This window comes from Cupriavidus sp. FW216-B1, assembly GCF_058789195.1.
On record NZ_JBYTEL010000001.1, the window covers coordinates 1,162,751 to 1,181,109 of the forward strand.

General features: G+C 65.8%; 23 protein-coding genes. 2 read left to right on the forward strand and 21 right to left on the reverse strand.

What is annotated here, in order from left to right; genetic code table 11:
* Positions 1–19: 19 nt before the first annotated feature.
* The 20 genes from AC3WXD_RS05005 to surE all read right to left on the reverse strand — a co-directional run bounded on the left by AC3WXD_RS05005 (position 20) and on the right by surE (position 15,990).
* The gene (locus AC3WXD_RS05005; RefSeq protein ID WP_492323188.1) at positions 20–421 is read right to left on the reverse strand and encodes a flagellar hook assembly protein FlgD; all 402 of its coding nucleotides are present in this window, start codon (positions 419–421) and stop codon (positions 20–22) included.
* The gene (locus tag AC3WXD_RS05010; RefSeq protein WP_492323189.1) at positions 403–912 is read right to left on the reverse strand and encodes a hypothetical protein; all 510 of its coding nucleotides are present in this window, start codon (positions 910–912) and stop codon (positions 403–405) included. Before AC3WXD_RS05010 ends, AC3WXD_RS05005 begins: the two co-directional genes overlap by 19 nt.
* 210 nt (positions 913–1,122) lie before the next feature.
* Entirely contained in the window at positions 1,123–1,575 is a 453-nt protein-coding gene (locus tag AC3WXD_RS05015) for a hypothetical protein (protein WP_454733440.1), read from the reverse strand.
* Positions 1,572–2,891, reverse strand: coding sequence for a FliI/YscN family ATPase (locus AC3WXD_RS05020; RefSeq protein ID WP_454733441.1), 1,320 nt, complete (start codon positions 2,889–2,891; stop codon positions 1,572–1,574). The genes AC3WXD_RS05015 and AC3WXD_RS05020 overlap by 4 nt, the downstream gene beginning before the upstream one ends.
* Positions 2,884–3,591, reverse strand: coding sequence for a FliH/SctL family protein (locus tag AC3WXD_RS05025; RefSeq protein WP_454733442.1), 708 nt, complete (start codon positions 3,589–3,591; stop codon positions 2,884–2,886). Before AC3WXD_RS05025 ends, AC3WXD_RS05020 begins: the two co-directional genes overlap by 8 nt.
* Complete coding sequence (locus AC3WXD_RS05030; RefSeq protein WP_492323190.1) at positions 3,588–4,097, reverse strand: hypothetical protein; 510 nt, start codon at positions 4,095–4,097, stop codon at positions 3,588–3,590. Before AC3WXD_RS05030 ends, AC3WXD_RS05025 begins: the two co-directional genes overlap by 4 nt.
* Complete coding sequence (fliF, locus tag AC3WXD_RS05035) at positions 4,084–5,526, reverse strand: flagellar basal-body MS-ring/collar protein FliF (RefSeq protein ID WP_492323191.1); 1,443 nt, start codon at positions 5,524–5,526, stop codon at positions 4,084–4,086. Before fliF ends, AC3WXD_RS05030 begins: the two co-directional genes overlap by 14 nt.
* 10 nt (positions 5,527–5,536) lie before the next feature.
* A complete protein-coding gene (gene fliE, locus AC3WXD_RS05040; RefSeq protein ID WP_454733445.1) occupies positions 5,537–5,854 on the reverse strand; it encodes a flagellar hook-basal body complex protein FliE in 318 nt (105 codons plus the stop codon).
* Entirely contained in the window at positions 5,851–6,294 is a 444-nt protein-coding gene (gene flgC, locus AC3WXD_RS05045) for a flagellar basal body rod protein FlgC (protein WP_020205415.1), read from the reverse strand. Before flgC ends, fliE begins: the two co-directional genes overlap by 4 nt.
* Positions 6,291–6,635, reverse strand: coding sequence for a hypothetical protein (locus tag AC3WXD_RS05050; protein WP_492323192.1), 345 nt, complete (start codon positions 6,633–6,635; stop codon positions 6,291–6,293). The genes flgC and AC3WXD_RS05050 overlap by 4 nt, the downstream gene beginning before the upstream one ends.
* Positions 6,636–6,671: 36 nt before the next feature.
* Positions 6,672–7,760 (reverse strand): flagellar basal body P-ring protein FlgI, encoded by a 1,089-nt coding sequence (gene flgI / locus AC3WXD_RS05055; protein WP_454733448.1) that lies wholly within the window; start codon positions 7,758–7,760, stop codon positions 6,672–6,674.
* A gap of 29 nt (positions 7,761–7,789) precedes the next feature.
* Positions 7,790–8,377 carry a flagellar basal body L-ring protein FlgH gene (locus tag AC3WXD_RS05060; RefSeq protein WP_492323193.1) on the reverse strand — a complete coding sequence of 196 codons (588 nt, stop codon included), beginning with the start codon at positions 8,375–8,377 and terminating at the stop codon, positions 7,790–7,792.
* The gene (locus tag AC3WXD_RS05065) at positions 8,374–9,126 is read right to left on the reverse strand and encodes a hypothetical protein (RefSeq protein ID WP_492323194.1); all 753 of its coding nucleotides are present in this window, start codon (positions 9,124–9,126) and stop codon (positions 8,374–8,376) included. The genes AC3WXD_RS05060 and AC3WXD_RS05065 overlap by 4 nt, the downstream gene beginning before the upstream one ends.
* A complete protein-coding gene (locus tag AC3WXD_RS05070; RefSeq protein ID WP_492323195.1) occupies positions 9,126–9,899 on the reverse strand; it encodes a flagellar hook-basal body protein in 774 nt (257 codons plus the stop codon). The genes AC3WXD_RS05065 and AC3WXD_RS05070 overlap by 1 nt, the downstream gene beginning before the upstream one ends.
* Before the next feature lie 2 nt (positions 9,900–9,901).
* The gene (locus AC3WXD_RS05075) at positions 9,902–10,600 is read right to left on the reverse strand and encodes a flagellar hook-basal body protein (RefSeq protein WP_454733452.1); all 699 of its coding nucleotides are present in this window, start codon (positions 10,598–10,600) and stop codon (positions 9,902–9,904) included.
* A 34-nt stretch (positions 10,601–10,634) separates the two neighbouring features.
* Positions 10,635–12,677 carry a flagellar biosynthesis protein FlhA gene (locus AC3WXD_RS05080; protein ID WP_454733453.1) on the reverse strand — a complete coding sequence of 681 codons (2,043 nt, stop codon included), beginning with the start codon at positions 12,675–12,677 and terminating at the stop codon, positions 10,635–10,637.
* The gene (locus AC3WXD_RS05085) at positions 12,674–13,720 is read right to left on the reverse strand and encodes an EscU/YscU/HrcU family type III secretion system export apparatus switch protein (protein WP_020202921.1); all 1,047 of its coding nucleotides are present in this window, start codon (positions 13,718–13,720) and stop codon (positions 12,674–12,676) included. The genes AC3WXD_RS05080 and AC3WXD_RS05085 overlap by 4 nt, the downstream gene beginning before the upstream one ends.
* Positions 13,717–14,466, reverse strand: a complete 750-nt coding sequence (locus AC3WXD_RS05090; protein ID WP_454733455.1) for a flagellar biosynthetic protein FliR — start codon at positions 14,464–14,466, stop codon at positions 13,717–13,719. Before AC3WXD_RS05090 ends, AC3WXD_RS05085 begins: the two co-directional genes overlap by 4 nt.
* Positions 14,467–14,486: 20 nt before the next feature.
* Positions 14,487–14,753, reverse strand: a complete 267-nt coding sequence (locus AC3WXD_RS05095) for a flagellar biosynthetic protein FliQ (protein WP_029043592.1) — start codon at positions 14,751–14,753, stop codon at positions 14,487–14,489.
* Positions 14,754–15,219: 466 nt separating this feature from the next.
* A complete protein-coding gene (gene surE / locus AC3WXD_RS05100) occupies positions 15,220–15,990 on the reverse strand; it encodes a 5'/3'-nucleotidase SurE (RefSeq protein WP_020202924.1) in 771 nt (256 codons plus the stop codon).
* Positions 15,991–16,193: 203 nt separating this feature from the next.
* Between surE and AC3WXD_RS05105 the strand changes: the two genes are divergently transcribed.
* Both AC3WXD_RS05105 and AC3WXD_RS05110 read left to right on the forward strand, forming a co-directional pair.
* A complete protein-coding gene (locus AC3WXD_RS05105; RefSeq protein WP_043366559.1) occupies positions 16,194–17,120 on the forward strand; it encodes a DMT family transporter in 927 nt (308 codons plus the stop codon).
* Entirely contained in the window at positions 17,104–17,895 is a 792-nt protein-coding gene (locus tag AC3WXD_RS05110) for a helix-turn-helix transcriptional regulator (RefSeq protein ID WP_492323196.1), read from the forward strand. Before AC3WXD_RS05105 ends, AC3WXD_RS05110 begins: the two co-directional genes overlap by 17 nt.
* Positions 17,896–18,051: 156 nt before the next feature.
* On the opposite strand, the gene AC3WXD_RS05115 is transcribed toward AC3WXD_RS05110, so the two are convergent.
* Complete coding sequence (locus tag AC3WXD_RS05115; RefSeq protein ID WP_020202927.1) at positions 18,052–18,339, reverse strand: hypothetical protein; 288 nt, start codon at positions 18,337–18,339, stop codon at positions 18,052–18,054.
* Positions 18,340–18,359: the final 20 nt, after the last annotated feature.

Consider the following 18,359-nt stretch of genomic DNA (forward strand, 5'->3'; position numbering starts at 1 on the left):
ACCGTCTTCCGATCCGGATCTAGCGAACCTGGGAGATCTGGGACAAGCCGATGTCGGTCAAGTAAGCGCCGTCGGCCGTCTGCACGGTAAGCGCGGGCTGGTTGCCGGCAAAGCTGACCGCGGTGACTTTCCCATCGATCAGGCCACTCTCGGACTGGAAACCGACTTCCTTGCCGAGCAGTCCGATGGTCTGGGTGGCCGATTGCAGAGACAGGAGGCTGTCCACCTTTTCGCTAAGTTGACGGGATTGCTCGAGGCTGGTGAATTGAGCCAGTTGCGAGATGAACTCGAAATTGTCGACTGGCTTGAGCGGATCCTGATACGTCAACTGCGTCAGGATGATCCTGAGCAGCGACTGCATATCCAGCCCAAGCGAATCGATGCGAGTATCGATGCCGCTGTTTATCGCGCCAATCGCCATGGAAATTCTCCTGAAGAAAAATCGATGAAGCTGCCATTGATGCAGGCTTCGTCGAGGTGCACGCCATATCGCCCACACTCGGCGCGGACACGATCCCGCAAGCGCGTCGCATCAGCCGGCGCCAGTGGCGGTACCCGCACCAGCAGCCGCACGGAATCGCCCTGCCGAGCAACGGTGACTTGTGCCTCGGCAGTGCCGTGCGCCGCGAAAAGCCTTCGCGCTCGATGCTCCGCTGCCGACATAGACAAGGCCGCGCCGCATGCCCTGGGCCGGGCTTGAGTATCGGAGCCGACGCCGCCCGGCTCGCGACGCAAGATCGGGAGTGCACATGGCAGCGCGAGAGGCAGACCTCCGGACACGCCGTTCAGTGCATCGCCCCGCGCCGCGCGCATGGTGCCGCCCGACGTGGACGGCATCGCTTTCCCGGCGTCGCGCGCGGACACGCGTATCCCGGGCATGAGCAACGGGATGTCCTGCTGCTGGTCAGGCACGCGCGGCGGGCTGCCTCGCTGCAACCGCGCAATACCAACAGCATGTGGGAACGGCAAGGTTCCCCCCCCCACTGCCGGGTTGTCTCGCTCCCCGCTGCGCATCCCACATGCGCTGCTCCATGCTATGCAGCAATTGCTGGAAGTTTCCATGTGCGGATGTATCCCCCACGCGCCTTTCCAGGGGTATCACCTGCATCGTCGACGCGATTTTCATTCCTCCTCCTGCCGTGACGCCCATCGATCTTCAAGCCGCCGCTGAAGCGCCATGTCGTTCTGATGCCGCAATATCCTGCGGCCTTTCTTCTGCATCGCGCTAACCGCCTGCAGCCGCGCCTGGGCGGCAGCCAGTCCCGTCAGCGCAACCTGCAGACAGCGGCGCGCCTCGGCCTCGTCGGCGATCGCGCTGGCTTCACGGCTGCGTGAGCAGTCCAGAACAGCATTCCAGTTGCCCAGCGCCAGCGGATCGAGTTCTGCGCCCGGCAACACCCCTGCATGCCAGGCCGTGCCCTGGCGTGCCAGCTCGCCGCTGCATGCGAGCCTCCGTACCGTGGCACCCGCCAGATTCGACCGCGCTCCTCGTACCACAGCCTGGGCACGCTCGCGTTCCTGTTCGCGCAGCCGCATGATGGCGGCGAGTACCGGCAAAGCCTTCCATGCCTTCACCGCGCCCCCTTCAGCACGCGCATCAACGTCGCGCTCGCGGTGCTGGCCGGGACCGCCTCACCCAGATCCTGGCGCAGGAACTCGAGCAAAGCCGGGTACAGCTCGATTGCACGGTCGGTCAGGGAATCGCTGCCTGCCGCATAAGCACCGGATTCGACCAGCAGCTTCGCACCCTCGTAGCACGCCAGCAACGAGACAGCTTCCAGCCGCAAAGCGGTGTCCTGCGGCGTCTCCACTCGCTGTGCCGCCCGGCTGACGCTGCGCGTGATCTCGATGGCGGGATAGTGGCCTCGCTCGGCCAGATCGCGTGACAACACGATATGGCCGTCGAGCAGCGAGCGCATCGTCTCCGCCATCGGGTCGTCGATCTCGTCGGATTCCGCAAGGATCGTCATGATCGCCGTGATGGCGCCGCGTGCACGGAACACCCCGCAACGCTCCACCACCTTGGGCAGCAAGCCGAACACACTCGGTGGGTAAGCCCGTACCGTAGGCGGCTCGCCAGCCGACAAACCGATCTCCCGCAGCGCCATGGCGAAGCGCGTGATCGAGTCCACCAGGAACAGCACATGGGCACCTTGCTGCGACAGCGCTTCGGCGTGAGCCAATGCCGTCCACATGGCTCGCGCACGCAGCGCGGCGGAAAGATCGGAGGTGGCCAGCACCATTACCGAGCGCCGCCGCGTGGCTTCCGGCAATGCCTCGCGCCACAGTTCCTCGGCCTCCCGGCCACGCTCTCCGATCAAGCACAGCACGCAATGATCGGCCTCGACATGACGCGCCAGCCCACCCAGAAGCGAGGTCTTTCCCACCCCGCTACCAGCGAAAAGCCCAACCCGCTGCCCCTTGGCAAGCGGCAGCAGCGTATCCAGCGCGCGAATGCCGGTGTCAAGCCGAGCGCTCGGCGGCAAACGGTCGAGAGGGCCAGGTGGATAACCCGCCAAGGGCTGTAGCCGCGTGGCGCCGCCCACCGGACCAGCACCATCGATCGGCACGCCGAAGGGATCGAGAACACGCCCCAGAAAACCCTCGCCAACGCGCACGCCATGGCCGCCAAGGCTCTTGTGCACCCGGTCGCCAAGACGCACTGCGGCAGCCGATCCATAGGGTGCCAGCACAATGCGCCCTCGCTCGACGCCGATAACCTCGGCACGGATGCAGCCATCCTTGGCCCCAATCTCGCATACCGCGCCCAACGCCGACGGCGGGCCATCCGCCTCGATCGCGGTGGCACGCAGGCGAGTAACCAGGCCGAAGCGCGGCACGGGATCGAAGTCCCTCAGCGCGCGCAGCACGGGATGCACCGAGTCAGTCATTCGACACCTCGATGCACTTGCGCAACGCGGCCAGTTGCGAATCGATACCGGCATCCATGTGCTCGAACTCCGTGTGCAGCAGACAGGCGCCAGAGGGCAGATCGGGATCGATCCGCAGCGTCACGTACTGGCCGTCGGGAAGACTCGCGCGCAACAATGCTTCGTCGTGGAAATCCGCTGCGGAAATGTCGACCTCCAGCACCGCCTTGCGTCCCAGCAACGCCAGGCGGTGCCGCACAATCTCGGCCACCAGCGAGGCACGCTCGGCGGACGATCCAAGCATGCGCTCGAGCGCCGCTACCGCCACGGCTACCGCCATTGCATCCAGACTGGTCAATTTCGCCGCCAGTGTTTCGCGGGCCGCGGCTACGCCTTTGCCAATCAAGGCGATGCGCACGGCCTCATCCTGATCAGCCTGCTCCCGGCCAATGCGCATGCCCGCCGCAAGCCCCGCCTTCGACCCCTCGTCATAAGCCGCTTTTTCGCGAGCGGCAACCTCTTCCCGGCAGGCCGTCAGTTCATCCGCCAGCGTGGCCAACTCGATTTGCCGTGGATCCGGCCCGGCCCGGGGCCGCGCCAAGGCTCCGCCAACCGCCCCGGCATGCGCTACGCCCGTCGGTAAGTTTTCCGTCGCGGACGGCGTCACGCGCTTGCGGTCTTCCGCGATGGCCACATCGATTGCTTTATGCAGGCGTGTCACGATGGCCCCATGCGACGGCGGAAAAGGCGGCGCCACCAGGTTCCATCTTGCGGTCGGCCGGTTCCATCCGACCGTGCTGGCTCCGCTACAAGCTCACGCAACGCGAGACCCCGCAGTTGTTGCGCCAATGCAGCACGTGTGGCGCGCGTCATCGCCACCTCCGAAGACGGTGCATGCTGGCAGACCCCATCGCCTTCTGCCGGATGCGACAGCGCCATGGCGGCGCATGACTGCAGCCAGGGCGGCAAGCCTTGCACCAATGCACGCACCTGCGACAGATCCGCCACACGCGGATCGATGGCGTCTTGCGCGGCAGCGGCGTCCGGCTCGCGCCTCCTTGCCGTCTCCGCGGCGTCGTCGCCATGCACCTTGACCAGCAGCGGTGCAAGGATGTGGCGTTCCTCTGCCGTCAACGCCCCCAAGACGGCCTCGCTGTCCTCGGCCGACAGTTCGGCGAGCCTGGCCACCGCACGGCGCAGGGAGCGCGCCTTTTCATGCGGCAGCATCGTCGCTCCCGCTGGCAAGCAATTCACGCAGACGCCGCACGTGCTCCTCGCGTTGCTGCATGGTCAGCCGCGGCTGGCGCGGAGCGCGCCTGAGAAAATGCCGCAGGCCGGCATAGAGCCCTGCGCAGATCAGGACAGCCAGCGCCGCCAAGCCGGAGGCATGGACCATCAGGTTTTCGATATTCCTGTCCGTCGTCTCCTTTTGGGGAGGCGTTCGCGGTGCGGCGCCGCCATACCGCATATCGGCGATGTCATCCGATGCGCTCGCATGCTCGCCAGACAGTCGCTCATGCGCGTCGACAGTAACCACATCGCCGCGCCGTGAATCCAGCCCCGCAGCGACTGTCACCAGGTTGCGAACGCGCTCCTGCTCCGCGGGCTCCAGCGCGCGTTCCACCAGTATCCCGACAGACAAGCGCCGCAGCGTTCCCGGTGCGCTGACCGTTTCCTCCAACCGGCGTGCCGTCTTCTCTTCCTGCGAGGATTGGAATACCGGCAGAGGTGCGCGCCGTACCCCCCCAATATCGCTGCCAGCAGCTTCGCCGACGCCGGCTGGCAAAGGCAGCGGCTCGCGCCGGTCCGCCTCGCCATCCCTCCAGCGGCCCTGCGGGACCCTCACCTGCTCGTCGCGGCTCAGGCGACGACTGTCTGGGTCCAGTTCCGCGTTGACGGCGACTACGAACGGCGCAGGACGAGCCAGTGGCTCGATCTGCGCCCGGATCTTGCGCGCATAGTACTGTTCCAACGCCAGCTTCTGCGCCAGCACCGGATTGCGCACCTCTGGCTCTGCCGACACCGCCGGCGTACCGTGCTGGTCGAGGATGGCGACATCGGCAAGATCGAGCTGCGGCACCGCCGCGGCCACCAGCCGGCGAATGCCGTTGACTGTGGCCTCGGCAAGCACCTCGCCTTCGTTCAGGAAGATCGCCACTGACGCGCGCGGACGGATGTCATCGCGGCGATACAGCGTCGCCTCCGGCAAGGACAGGTGAACGCGCGCCAGACGGACCTCGTCAAGGCTCATGATGGTGCGCGCCAGTTCCCCCTGCAGGGCACGCTGGAAATTGACCTTCTGCGCGAATTCGGTCAAGCCCAGATCAGCATGCTCGAACAACTCCAGCCCGGCTACGCCCTGGAGATGAATGCTGCCACTCATCACCTTCAGGCGCATGGCACGCTGTTCCCCTTCCGGCACCAGCACGGAAGTGCCGTCGTCCGACACGCGGTACGGCACCCCGGACTTTTCCAGTTCCGCGACGACGGCGCCGGCGTCCTGATGGTTCAGGTCGCGGAACAGTACCTCGTAGCGCGGCTGGACAGCCCACACGAGCGCCAGGACCGCGCCCGCCAGGATCGCCGCGGCGCCTGCCCCCAAAGCGAGCCGTCGTGACGGCGACAGCGAAGTCACCAGCGAGAATATTCCAGGCATGGGGATTTCCTTAAAGTTGCATGCGCATCAATTCCTGGTACCCCTCGACCAGTCGCGTTCGGACCTGAAGCACCAGTTGAAAAGACTGGCGGGCCTCCTCGAGCGCCAGCATGACCTGGTGTGGCGGCAGGTTTTCGCCAGCGGCAAAGTGCCGGGTCATGTCTTGTGCCGTCAGCATGGCGGCATCGGCACGCATGGCGCCATCCAGCAACTGCCCGGCGAACCCGCCAGACACCAATGACAGAGGCTGGTTGGCCAACTCGCCGGGAAGACTGGCGGCGGTGGCGTGCGCGGCCAAGCCAATGGAGTCCAACGCAGCGGTACTCAAGAGCGGCTCCCTATTTCGAGCGCACGCGCATACATGGTGCGCGCGAGGTTGTATACGGCGACATTGGCTTCGTAAATGCGTTGTGACTGGATCAGCAAAGTCATCTCCGCGGCATGGTCGATTCCCGGATAGGCGACATTGCCGTTCGCATCTGCATGGGGATGGGCAGGCTCATGCATCAGCCGGGGCTGCGTGTCCATGGCTTCGATTCCATAGATCCGGACACCACCCGCCGGCCTGGCGTCGGCAGGCCACGGCGCGACGCCGGCCTGCGTCATGAACGCCGGACCGGAAATCAGGCGCTGCGGCACATACGCCTCTCCGCTGGCCATGCGGGTGGTCCCGGCGTTGGCGAGATTGCGCGCAATGACTTCGATGCGCTGCCATTCGACCTCCATGCCCGAGCGCGCGATGGCGGCAATCGTGCCGGCCGCAGTCACAGCACCCCCTTGAGTGCCAGCGAGTGCAATTGGAACTGCCGGTCCGCCAATGCCGTCAGCACGGCAAAACGGCTCGCGGTGTCACTGGCCAGGCTCAGTTCGAGATCGGGGCGCAATCCTCCCACGGTTGCCGGGAGTTCCCTCGTGGCATCGATCGGGGCCGCGCGCACCTTCGATGGTTCGGCCATCATCAGGGCCTGCTGCAGAGAGCGCTCAAATGACACGCGCACCGGCAAGAAACCAGGACTGCCAAGATTGGCAATGTTGTGGGCAGTGGCGAATGCGCGCGCGTCGAGCCCATCGAGTGCGCGCGCGACAGTGGCGATAGTGATATCTGGCATGATGTTGGATGGTCTGCTCTTGGTCTGTCGCGCCGGCTATTGCACGATGATGTCGGCATACAAGGCGCCGGCAGCCTTGATCGCCTGCAGGATGGAAATGATGTCGCGCGTGCTGACCTGAAGCCTGGCCAGTGACTGCACGAGATCGCCGACAGTGGTATTGGGAAACGTCGCTGCGACCGTTTTCGGCGATTCGGCGACCTTCAGTTCACTGTTGCCTATCACCAGGCTGCGCACCTGCGGTCCCGCCACGGTGATCAGACCAGGCTGGGAAGCGCTGTACTCGGTAGTCACCGAAATGCGCAAGTCACCGTGCGAAATGGCAATGGCGCCAATGCGAACGTTACCGCCTGCCACTACCGTGCCGGTACGTTCGCTGATCACCACCCTTGCCGCCCAGTCCGGCATGACCATGAGCCGCTCCACGCGGGCCACGAAAGCGGCAAGACCCGCGGCGCCGCCTTGCGCGCGAATCGCCACCGACTGCGCGTCGCGCAGGCTGGCAATACCTGTGCCGAACGTTTCGTTGATGCGCGCTGCGACGCGATCGGCGGTAGACGCATCGGCATCCTTGAGCAAGAAGACGATCTGCCCATCCTGCAGCGTCAGTGGCGAAACGACCTGACGTTCCACGGTAGCGCCCGCCGGTACCAGCCCGACCGTGGGATGATTCTTCTGCTGCAGGTTGCCGTTGGCGTCATAACGGAATCCACCGACCGATACCGGCCCCTGTGCCAGCGCGTAGACTTCCCGGTCCGGTCCGCGAAGCGGCGTCATGATCAACGTGCCTCCGCTCAGGCTCCTGGCATCGCCGATGGAAGTGACATTGATGTCCAGCTTGTCGCCAACGTGTGCCGATGGCGGCAGCGTACCCGACACCATCACCGCCGCCACGTTGCGGCTCTGCAGTTGCTCGGGACCGACCGCCGCATCGAAATTCGACAGCACATTCGCGAGTGCCTGCCGGGTCGCCTGATGACGACTGCTGTCACCTGAGCCGGCGAGGCCGGTGACGATGCCGTAGCCAACCAGCATATTGTCGCGCCAGCCCAGAAAGCGGCCGAGATCCTTGAGGCGGACTTCCGCATCGGCACACCAGGCGGATGGCGGCAACCCGATCGCCATGATCAGTGCGAACCAGAGACGAAGATGCCTCACCATAGTCCCAACCATGCCAGAATGCGTGGAATCAAGCCCGGCTTGGCTCGATCGGTAATGAAGCCGTCGCCGGTGTAATCGATATGCGCATCGGCAAGCCGGCTCGATATCACCGTGTTGTTGGGTCCGATGTCCGTGGCGCGGACTCGGCCATCCAGGCGAATTCCCGTCTTCTCGCCATTGACATCGATGCGCTGCTCGCCTGCTACGCGCAGGTCGCCGTTGGGCATGACCTCGACCACCGCTGCACTCAGTTGCGCCAGTAGCCTCCCGGTGCGCTGGATACGGCCACGGCCGCCATAACTGTCCGATGCACCCAGTGCAGCGCCATTGCGGCGCGCATCGAGCACGGACACATTGGCCTGAACGCTGAAACTGGTGCTGGTGGAGGTGTCGGCGGTATTGGATGCGCTGGAGTTCTCGTAGGCCAGGATCGTGACTATGTCTCCCTGCCGTGCTGCGCGCCGATCCCCCACCAGTGCGCGATGCTCCGTCGCCGAAAACAGATCGGCTGCCACGGCCGGGCCGAGCGTCAATGCGGCCAATCCGAATGCGCTTATGCGACGAGCCATGGCGCACATCATCTGCCTTCCTCCGTTGCCGCCAGTTGCATAACCCTGCCATCTGCCAAGCCATATGCCGTGACCTGGCCACTACGGCCGCTCTGCAACGAGAGCGCCCGACGCGAGATGGTCACGGCCCCCTGACGCGCCACGATCTCGACCGGATCGCCCTTGCGTATCGTGGCAAGGAAGCCATGCAGATACGATGGCAGGCAACTGCCAGCCGCCAGTGTTTCACGTGCGATCACGATGCCGCGACCGGCGGAAAATCTGACCGAACGACCCGCCTCGCGCTCCGGACGGCAATTGGCGGTATGCACATCGCCCGTGCGCAGTGCCAATCCCGGCGGCACCGCCTGGGAGAGCATCAGCCCCGTTGGCGCGGCACGCCGACGCGGGCCGGTCGCATCGGGCCTTGCAGTGCAACCGCCAGGCGGAAATCGCACCGTCACCTCGCTGTCGTCATCTGCGCTCAGCCACGGCGCCAGCGCCGGAATCTGCCGCCGCGCACGCGTGGCAAGGCGATCCGCCGGCAACCGCATGCCGGCGCCGGCCAGCGTGCCCAGGCTCAAACGTTCGGCGGGTTCACGCAGGACGGGCGGTAACGCCGACAAATCGGCCACCTCGGAGAAGCGGATATCGCAGGACGACACCACCGCCGTATCGCGAAAATGCACCAAGCCTGCGGCATCGGCGCCTTCGGAGCCGGTCGACAACAGGCTAAGAAGGCCCAGAAGGACCAGCGGCACACGGCGGGCCAGTGTCTCCATCAGCGACGCAATCCGTTGACGATACCCATCAACTCGTCGCCCGCCTGCACGACACGGGCATTGGCGGCATAGGCACGCTGAAAAATCAACAGGTTGACCATCTCGTCGGACAACTGAACATTCGAGCGTTCGAGAAAACCCTGCACCATCGCCCCCGCACGTTCCTCGCCAGGTTTGAGCCGCGTCAATGCGGCGTTCTCGTCGGCCTCGAAGATACCTTCGCCACGTGGGCGCAGCGCGCGCACATCGGCGGCAAGCACGAGTTCCAGTTGACCGAGTTCCACAGACTCAGCCCGATCCGGTACCGTGGCGCGAATCCGGCCTTCCGCGTCGATCGTGATTCCGCTCGCATCGGAGGGCACTGCAATGGTCGCCTTCAAGGTCTCGCCGGAGGCGACGGCCAGATGACCGTCGTCGTCAACATGCAAGGTACCGCCGCGCCACAGCAGCGGCTCCCCGCCTGCGGACTGCAACTCGACAAAACCCTCGCCGCGGATAGCCAGGTCCATGGCATTGCCGGTCTCCCGCAGCTCGCCTTGAGAAAATGTCCGAAGTCCGGAGACAAGCATCACGCCCTGGTCCACCGGGTCGCCGGACGGCGCAGACGAAGTGGCACGCACCGCAGACGGCGCCGAGGCTACCAGCGTGACGAAGTCCGCAATGCCACGCTTGAATGCCACCGTATTCACATTGGCGATATTGTGGCCGACGATATCGACCGCACCCTGCTGTGCGAGCAGCCCCGTCGCACCGATATAGAACGCGCCGTTCATGGTCAGGAAATCTCCCCAATGCGCTGCAATACGGTGCCGAGCATCTCGTCGTATGCCCTCACCACTCTCTGGCCGCCTTCGGCTTCGCGCAGCGCTGCCATCAGGCGCAGCATGTCGTCCGCGCTGGAGACATTGGATGCCTCATAGCTACCCTGCACGACCGTTGGCCGCTCGACCTCCCGCGGGTCCGCGCCGGCGGTAAAGCCAGCATGGCTTCGCACAAGCCTCGCGGGTTCGGCGAAATCCACGATGAGCAAACGATCCACCGGCATGCCGTTGTCCAGCACGGTACCGTCGTGAGTGACGCGCCATTGGGCGCCACGCACCACGATATCGCCTCCCGTTCCCTGCAGCGCCTGGCCTTGCGCACTGGTCACGCGACCGGACGCATCGAGGACGAAGCGCCCCGCGCGTGCATACTCGACGCCCGCCCCGCCTGATTCATTGCGAAGTACGAAAAAGCCGGAACTGGCCAACGCGAGGTCAAGTGGATTGCCGCTGTTTACCAATTTGCCCTGGAGGAAATCGCTTGCCACGCGCAGCGCAGGCATGCCACGTCCGGCCATACCGAGTTGCTCGGCAAAGGACACCTCGCGCTTATACCCTGCGGTGGTTGCATTGGCGATGTTCCTGGCGGCGCTTTCGAGCCGCTGCGAAGCAATCGACAATAGCTGAGTCGAGATGCGCATCAATTCAGTCATTGGATTCACTCGTCCTGTTTGCCTTGTGGCCACACTAGTTGATGTTGACGACACCGAACGCCCTGAGATTCATCGAGGGCGGGATCTCGTTGACTCCCACCACCGCAAGCCGGGGCACCACGCGCTGCGTGAACAGCTTGATAGCGCGGCGAATCTCCGGCCGGCACAACAACACCGGCGACTGGCTCTGCCGCATCATTGCCTCGGTCTGCGCCAGCAGGCGGGACAGCAGTTGCTCCGCCAGGGCCGGCTCCAGCACCGGCCCTGCTGCGCCGTCTTCGGCCGACCGCAGGTTGTCCAGCACCCGGCTCTCCAGCGCCGGGTCCAGTGTCAGGACGGACAATGCGTCGTTTTCCCCGCGCAGGGCCTGGCAGATCTGGTGGCCCAGGCGCTGCCGCACCGCTTCGCCCAGTCGCGCCGTATCTTTCTCGTGCCGCCCCGTATCCACCAGGACCTCGGCGATGCGATCCATATTCCGTATCGAGACGTGTTCGGCCAGCAGATTGCAGAGCACCTGCTGGATATCGGTCACGCTCAGCAACGCCGGCACCATTTCCTCGACCAGGCCGGGCTGCCTGGCACGAACCTCATCCAGCAAATTCACCACGGCTGCCCGCGAAACCAGCTGAACGAGATTGAGCTTGATGACCTCCGTGAGATGGGTCATCAACACCGTGACCGGATCGACGATCGTGTATCCCTTTCGCTTGGCCGATGCTGTCTCCTCGGCATCCATCCAGACTGCGGGCAAGCCGAACGCAGGATCCCGCGTGCGCACGCCCGGAAGCGACTCGCCATTGTCGGAAGCGTGGATGGCCATCATCCGCTCCGGATAGAGCGCCGCTTGTCCGTAGCGACTGCCAAACAGCGAAATACGATAGTCATCGGGCGGCAGCGTCAGTTGCTCCTTGAATGCGATCTCGGGCAGCATCACTCCCAGCTCTTGCTGGATGTCCTGCCGCAATGCGAGCGCACGCCCGGCAAGCGCGGGACGTTGCGACGCCAGCGCCGCGCCCAGGACGCTCCCGAAACCGATCTCGATCGGCGCGGGCTGGGCCGAGAACGTGGCGGTTTCCGGCGCGGCCTGTGCTGCCCCTTCGCCCCCGGCTTCCTCCCGCGCGCCGGCGCTGGTTCGCCTCAGCAGCCAGCCTAGGATCATGACGGGCCCGATGACCAGCGCCAGCCATCCCGGCATGCCTGGCAACAGCAGCAAGGCCAGCATGGCGATCGAAACCAGCCATTGGACCTTGGGGAACCGGAACAACTGCTGCCCGACCACGATGCCGAGTTGCTGGTCCGACGATGAACGCGTGACAATCAGGCCAGTCGCCACGGAGATGATCAGGGCCGGCACCTGCGTCACGATGCCGTCGCCGATGGTGAGCAGGGTGAAGGTCTGCAGAGCCTGCTGCCAGCCCATCCCCATCTGCGCGATGCCGACGATCCAGCCCGCCAGGACATTGATCAGCAGGATCAGTATCCCGGCGATCGCGTCGCCCTTGACGAACTTGCTCGCTCCATCCATCGCGCCGTAGAAGCCCGCCTCCTTTTCAAGCGACTTGCGTCGCCTCTGTGCCTCTGCCTGGTCAATCAGGCCCATGTTCAGGTCGGCATCGATACTCATCTGCTGGCCGGGCATGCCATCGAGCGCGAAACGGGCCGCCACCTCCGATACACGTTGCGCACCGCCTGTGACCACGATGTATTGAACGACGACCAGAATCAGGAAAACGATGAAGCCGATGACGAAATTACCTTGCACCACGAATTTCCCGATGGCGGCAATCACATGTCCTGCCTGTGCCTTCGAGAGAATCAGCCGCGTCGCCGCAATGCTTAGGGAGAGTCGGAACAGAGTGGCCAGCAGCAGCAGTGACGGAAAGGTCGAGAAGTCCACCGGCTGTGCCACATAGAACGTCAGCAACAGGATGGCCAGGGCGAACGCGAGATTGACGATGATCAGCAGATCGAGCAGCGCCGCGGGAATGGGAGTGAAGAGCAGCAGCAGAATCGCCACGACACAGGCGACCAGCGCGAGATCTGCCTGCTTGCCTAAAGTCATCCGCAGCGCGTTCATCGCCCGCCCCTCATCCGCCGCGATTGCAGATAGACATTTGCCGTGTCCGCATACAGTGCGGACGGCACCTCGCCATCCAGCGGCGTCCGGTAGAACAACGTGCGCGCCAGAGCGCGAGATTCGACGACCGGCACTCCGTAGATGAAAGCCAGGCGCCGCAGCCGGCGAGCCAACTCCCCTCCGCCTTTGGCCACCACCCTGGGCGCGGACATCTGCTCCGGCCGATAGCGCAAGCCCACTGCGAAATGCGTTGGATTCGTCACGAGAAAATCAGCGTCACGCACGTTGCGCAAGCTCTGCGCATGCTTGACCAACTCTCGCTGCACTTGGCGACGGCGCGCCCGGATGCGGGGATCCCCTTCGCGCTGCCGCATTTCCTCGCGTTGCTCTCGGCGGCTCATCCGCATCGATTGCATGAAGCTATGCCGGACCCAGAGCCTGTCAGCGACGGCGAATACCAGTGCCGCCGACAACAGCAGCATCACCAGCCGAGTCGCCGCTCCCGCCAGCAGGCGAGACAGATCCGCCGCGGTTGCCGGCACCTGTAGCGCACCCTGCATTGCGGTGCGGGCAACCCAGCCGGTGATCGCCGCGTAGACCAGCAGTTTGACAATACCCTTCAGGCCCTGCACCAGGGTTTCTTTCGAGAAAATGCGCCTGAATCCCTTGACCGGGTTCACCCGTGTCCAGTCGACGCGCAGCGCTTGCGGAGCAAACAGAAAGCGCGTCTGCAGCAACGCCGGCACTGCCGCACCCAGGATCGCGACCGAGATCACTGGCACCATCAGGAAGGCCGTGGTAGCCAGCAAATGCATCGAACTGGCAAGCCAGGCATCCTGACCCGCCGCCAGCAACGCCCGCGCGACCTCCCGGGAAAACTGCCGTGCCCAGGCATCGCCACGCCAATAGCACGCCATTGCCACTGCGGCGAATGCCGTGACCATGCTCCATTCGGCACTGCGGGAAACGGTGCCCTTCTGGCGCGCGCGCTCCAGCTTGTACGGCGTGGCCTGTTCGCTGCGATTCTGTTCCGCATCGCTCATCGCGAGGCTCCGAGCAAATGCGGAACAAACGATGCCGCCAGCGCCGACAGCCGTACCATCACCGGCCCAAGCAAAGCAAGGCTGAGACCCAGCACCAGCACCGAGACAATGCTCTTGACCTGCAAACCGAGCATGAGCACGTTCATCTGCGGCAACACGCGGGAAAGGAAGGCGAGCGCAAGGTCGATCAGGAACAGGACCACGATTGCGACAGCCGTCGTGACCAGCCCGACTGACATGACCTTGCCCAGATAAGAGGCCAGTACCGAGGAATCCAGCGCCAATGTCATGCTGCCGGGCGGCAGCCATTCATTGAGTGCTGCCAGCAGCCGCAAGACCTCGTGGTGAACATTGCCGGCAAAAAATACCACGCCGCCACCCAGTGCCAGAAGCGTGCCGAACAGCGGTGTCTGCGCGCGGGTAGCGGGATCGATGATCAATGCCATGCCGAATCCGGCCTGCAGATCCAGCACCCGGCCCGCAAACAGCAGCCCGGCAAACGCCGCCTGCCATGAGAACGCAATCACTGCGCCGAGTAGCAACTCTCCCGCCATCGCCGACAGCAACTGCCCCGAGGATAGGGCACCCACGGGCCTGGCCAGCGCCGCCAGCGCGGTGGCGCACCCGAGCACGCAGACCACGCGCACGCGCGCCGGAATACGCATCAAGGAAAACGGGGGAGCAAACAGGAACATCGGCCCCAGCCGCAATGAAACCAGAAGGCTCTCTATCGCGGGTGCAGGCATGAGGGAGGCTGCGGCAGCCATCAGCCCAACGCTGGAATCAGTTGAAAAAGGCCGCTGGCGAAGCGCGTCACGCGCCCCATCATCCAAGGACCAAGCAGGCCCAGTACCGCCACCGTCACGACAAGCTTCGGTATGTAGCTGAGGCTCATCTCCTGCAACTGCGTGATGACCTGGAACAAGCTCACCAGAAGGCCCACAAACAGGGTGGCGGACAAAAGCGGCGCGCAGATGATCGCGCATTGCATGAGCAATTGCGCCAGTAGCTGCTGAGCTTGATCTGCTGTCAATGCCGCCCCCTCGTACTTGTCAGGCACGCATTAGAGCAGGCGGCAATTTCGCTGCCTATCAGCCAACTCCCAAATATCAGGACTAGTACGTTATTCCGAATTCTCCGCAGCAATCCCAGGACATATCCCGGTATCGAAGCAGAAAAAAGAGGAATGGCATGCAGCATTATCTGCACGAGGCCACGCTCGATTGAGCGCATATGCCGTGGAGGGCCTTGCGGAATCACCACAGAAGACAAAAGCCGCTTGCGGCTCCCGGCTCCTTGGGCTCAATACCGTGTCTCCCGTCGTGGGCATTGCCACCACGCAGGACACGCATAACACCCGCCCATCAATTGCCAGAAGTGGCGCATTTATCGCTTTTCCACTTCTGTGTCGGCGTGATGGAGACACGGAAGTGGCGAGTATCCGGACGGCTACTCCAAGCAACCTTCCGGATCATCCGGAGTGCGCCGCCAGGGCTTTGTTACAACCGCTCCGCCAGCCCCAGCGCCGCTTCCTCGTTCGTTCTCTCGAAGCGCAGCGGCGTGACCGAGACCCCGCCCCGGCCGATCACCATCGCCTCGCTGTCCGGCGCGTCGGGCCGCGGGCCGCGCGAGAACTGCAGCCAGTGGTAGGGAATGCCGCGCGGGTCGACGTGGGCGCGCACGGCGATGTCCTTGACGAGGCCGGCGCCCTGGCGCGTGACGGTGAGCGGGCCGGCGGCCGCGGGCGCGACGTCGGGGAAGTTGACGTTGAGGCAGGCCTGTTCGCTCCAGCCGGCGGCGAGCAGGCGGAGGATGACGTCTGGAGCCAGCGCGCGCGCGGTTTCCCAGCGCACGTTGTCGCGGTCGGAGAAGGCCTGGCTCAGCGCGATGGAGGGGATGCCCAGCAGCATGCCGGTCATGGCCGCGCCCACGGTGCCGGAGAACACGGTTTCGAGGCCGAGGTTGCCGCCGCGGTTGATGCCCGAGAGGACCAGCGTGGGCGGCGCGTCGGCCATCAGGTGGCGGGCGGCCATGACGACGCAGTCGCCCGGCGTGCCGGCGACGCCGAAGCGGCGCTCGCCCTGCCGGCTGAAGCGCAGCGGCGCGTGCAGGCTGATCGAGTGGGAGGTGCCGCTCTGGTCGTGCTCGGGCGCGACGACCCAGACTTCGCGCGCCAGCGTGGCGGCCACGGCTTCGAGCACGGCCAGCCCGGGGGCGTCGATGCCGTCGTCATTGGTCAGGAGAACGCGTTCCAGCAGGGGATGGGACATGGGCGGGAAAAGGTAGGAGAGGACGGGAAAGGACGAAAAAGGACGGCAAGGCGGATGGCCGGCGGGAATCCAGCGGCAACTATAAACCGCGCGCGGCGGCGGCGCAGCCGGCGGGCATTGCCGGATTTGCCAAGACGGCCGGCCGGCGCCGCACTATGCTGCCGCGCATCGTCGTCCTTGCCGCGCCCCGCCGCGCCGATGCCATGTCTTCTTCCCGCCTTTCCCTGCGCGCCGGGCTGCCCAGCCTGGCCTTCGTGCTGATCTGGTCGACCGGCTTCATCGTCGGCCGCGCCATCGTGCCGGTGGCGCAGCCGAGCCTGTTCCTGCTCGCCCGCTTCGCGCTGGCGGCGCTGCTGTTCGCGCTGGTGGCGGTGGCCGGCGGCGCGCGCTGGCCGGCGCTGCGCGAGGTGCCGAAGCACCTGCTGGCGGGCGCGCTGCTGCACGGCAGCTACCTGTGCGGCGGCTACTGGGCCGTGGCGCACGGGCTGCCGCCCGCGGCGATGGCCTTGCTGGGCGCGCTGCAGCCCGTGCTGACGGCGCTGCTGGCCATCCCGCTGCTGGGCGAATTCCCGTCGCGGCGGGGCTGGGGCGGCCTCGCGCTGGGCTCGCTGGGCGTAATATTGGTGGTGGCTCCAGCCATGCTGGCCAGCGTATCCCACCCGGTTTCGCCGTGGGTGCTGCTGGTGGCCCTGCTTTCCATCCTTTCCATCACCGTGGGCACCATCCTGCAGAAAACCTCGATCGCCGCCGCCGACCTGCGCGCCAGTTCCGCCTGGCAGAACACCGGCGGCGCGCTGGTGGCCGGCACGCTGGCGTGGCTGCTGGGCGAGACGCACTGGCAGCCGGGGCTGGCCTTGTGGTCGGCGCTGGCGTGGGCGGCGCTGGTGCTGTCGGGCGCGGGCACCTACCTGCTGCTGCGCATCGTCCGGCGCGGGCAGGCCGCCACCGCCGCCTCGCTGATGTTCCTGGCGCCGCCGCTGGCCGCGCTGCAGGCGTGGCTGCTGTTCGGCGACAAGCTGGGGCTGCTGCAACTGCTCGGCCTGGCCGTGGCTGGGCTTGGCGTGTGGCTTTGCCAGACCGGGCAGCCCGCCCGGCCGCCGCAACGTACCGGCCATGCCGCCGCGCGATGATCCCGCCGCGCGCGCGGGCCCGCCGGCGCCGCTGGTGGAGACCCGCGTCTACCGGCCGGAGCCGGACTGGCACCGGCACGGCTACACCCAGGTCCTGTTCGGCCTGGACGGCGCCAGCGAGCTGGAGATCGGCGGCCACCTGCACCGGCTCGATCCCGGCAGCGGGCTGATCGTGCCCGCCGGCGAGCGCCATGACTTTCTCGGCCTCGCGGACAACCGGCAACTGGTGCTGGACGTGCCGCCCGGCTCGCTCGCCGTGCCGGCGGCGCTGACCGGGCGCCCCCGCGCCTTCGCCGTCACCGCGGGCTGGGCGGAGCGCGTGCGCCGCATCGCGGCGATGCCGCCGGAGCCGGGGCGCGGCGGCTCGCGCCAGCACCACTGGCGGCTGGCCGCGGCGCTGGCGGGCGACCTCGCGCTGGGCCTGGACGTGCCGGAGCGCGACCGGCTCGCGCCGTTCCCCGTGGCGCAGATCGACGCCTACCTGCGCCAGCACCTGGACGCGCCGCTGCGCGCCGGTGACCTGGCCGGCCGCTTCGGCTGGAGCGTGCGGCGCTTCCACACCTTGTTCCAGGAAGCGTTCGGCGACACCCCGCACCGCTACCAGACGCGCCTGCGCCTGGACCAGGCCACGCGCCTGCTGGCCGACCACGGCCACGCGCTGGCGGACATCTCGCTGATGCTCGGCTTTCCCGACCAGACCACCTTCACGCGCCGCTTCGCGCAGCGTTTCGGCATGCCGCCGGGCGCGTGGCGCAATGCCGGCGCACGCGCATAGCGCGCCGTTCGCACGCAACAAGTGCTGCTTGATCGCTGTGGGGGAGATTCGCATAGGCATCCGGCCGCGCCCCGCGGAGAAATCGCAGGGGTGTTTCTTGTCGGCGGCGGGCGCGCGCGGACCGGAACGCGCCCGCCGCCGGGTACGTCCGGCGGGCTAGTTCCGGCAGAACATCCACGGCCCGATCTGCAGGCGGACCTGGCTGCTGTCGGGGCAGTTGGATTGCAGGAAGGCGATCACGGCGTCGAGCTGGCGCCAGCGCCGGATGCTGCCGCGCACGGTCCCGAGCATGTAGGTGTGTCCCGCTAGCAGGAACTGCACGCGCCAGAAGCCGTCGCCCTGGCTGGTGACGACCGCGTCGTACTCGCATTTGAGCACCTGGGTGAGCCGGCCAAGGTCCGTGATGGTGATCCGGCCCGTTTCCTCCGTGTCCAGTCGATTCATATTGCCTCCAACCTCGTTGT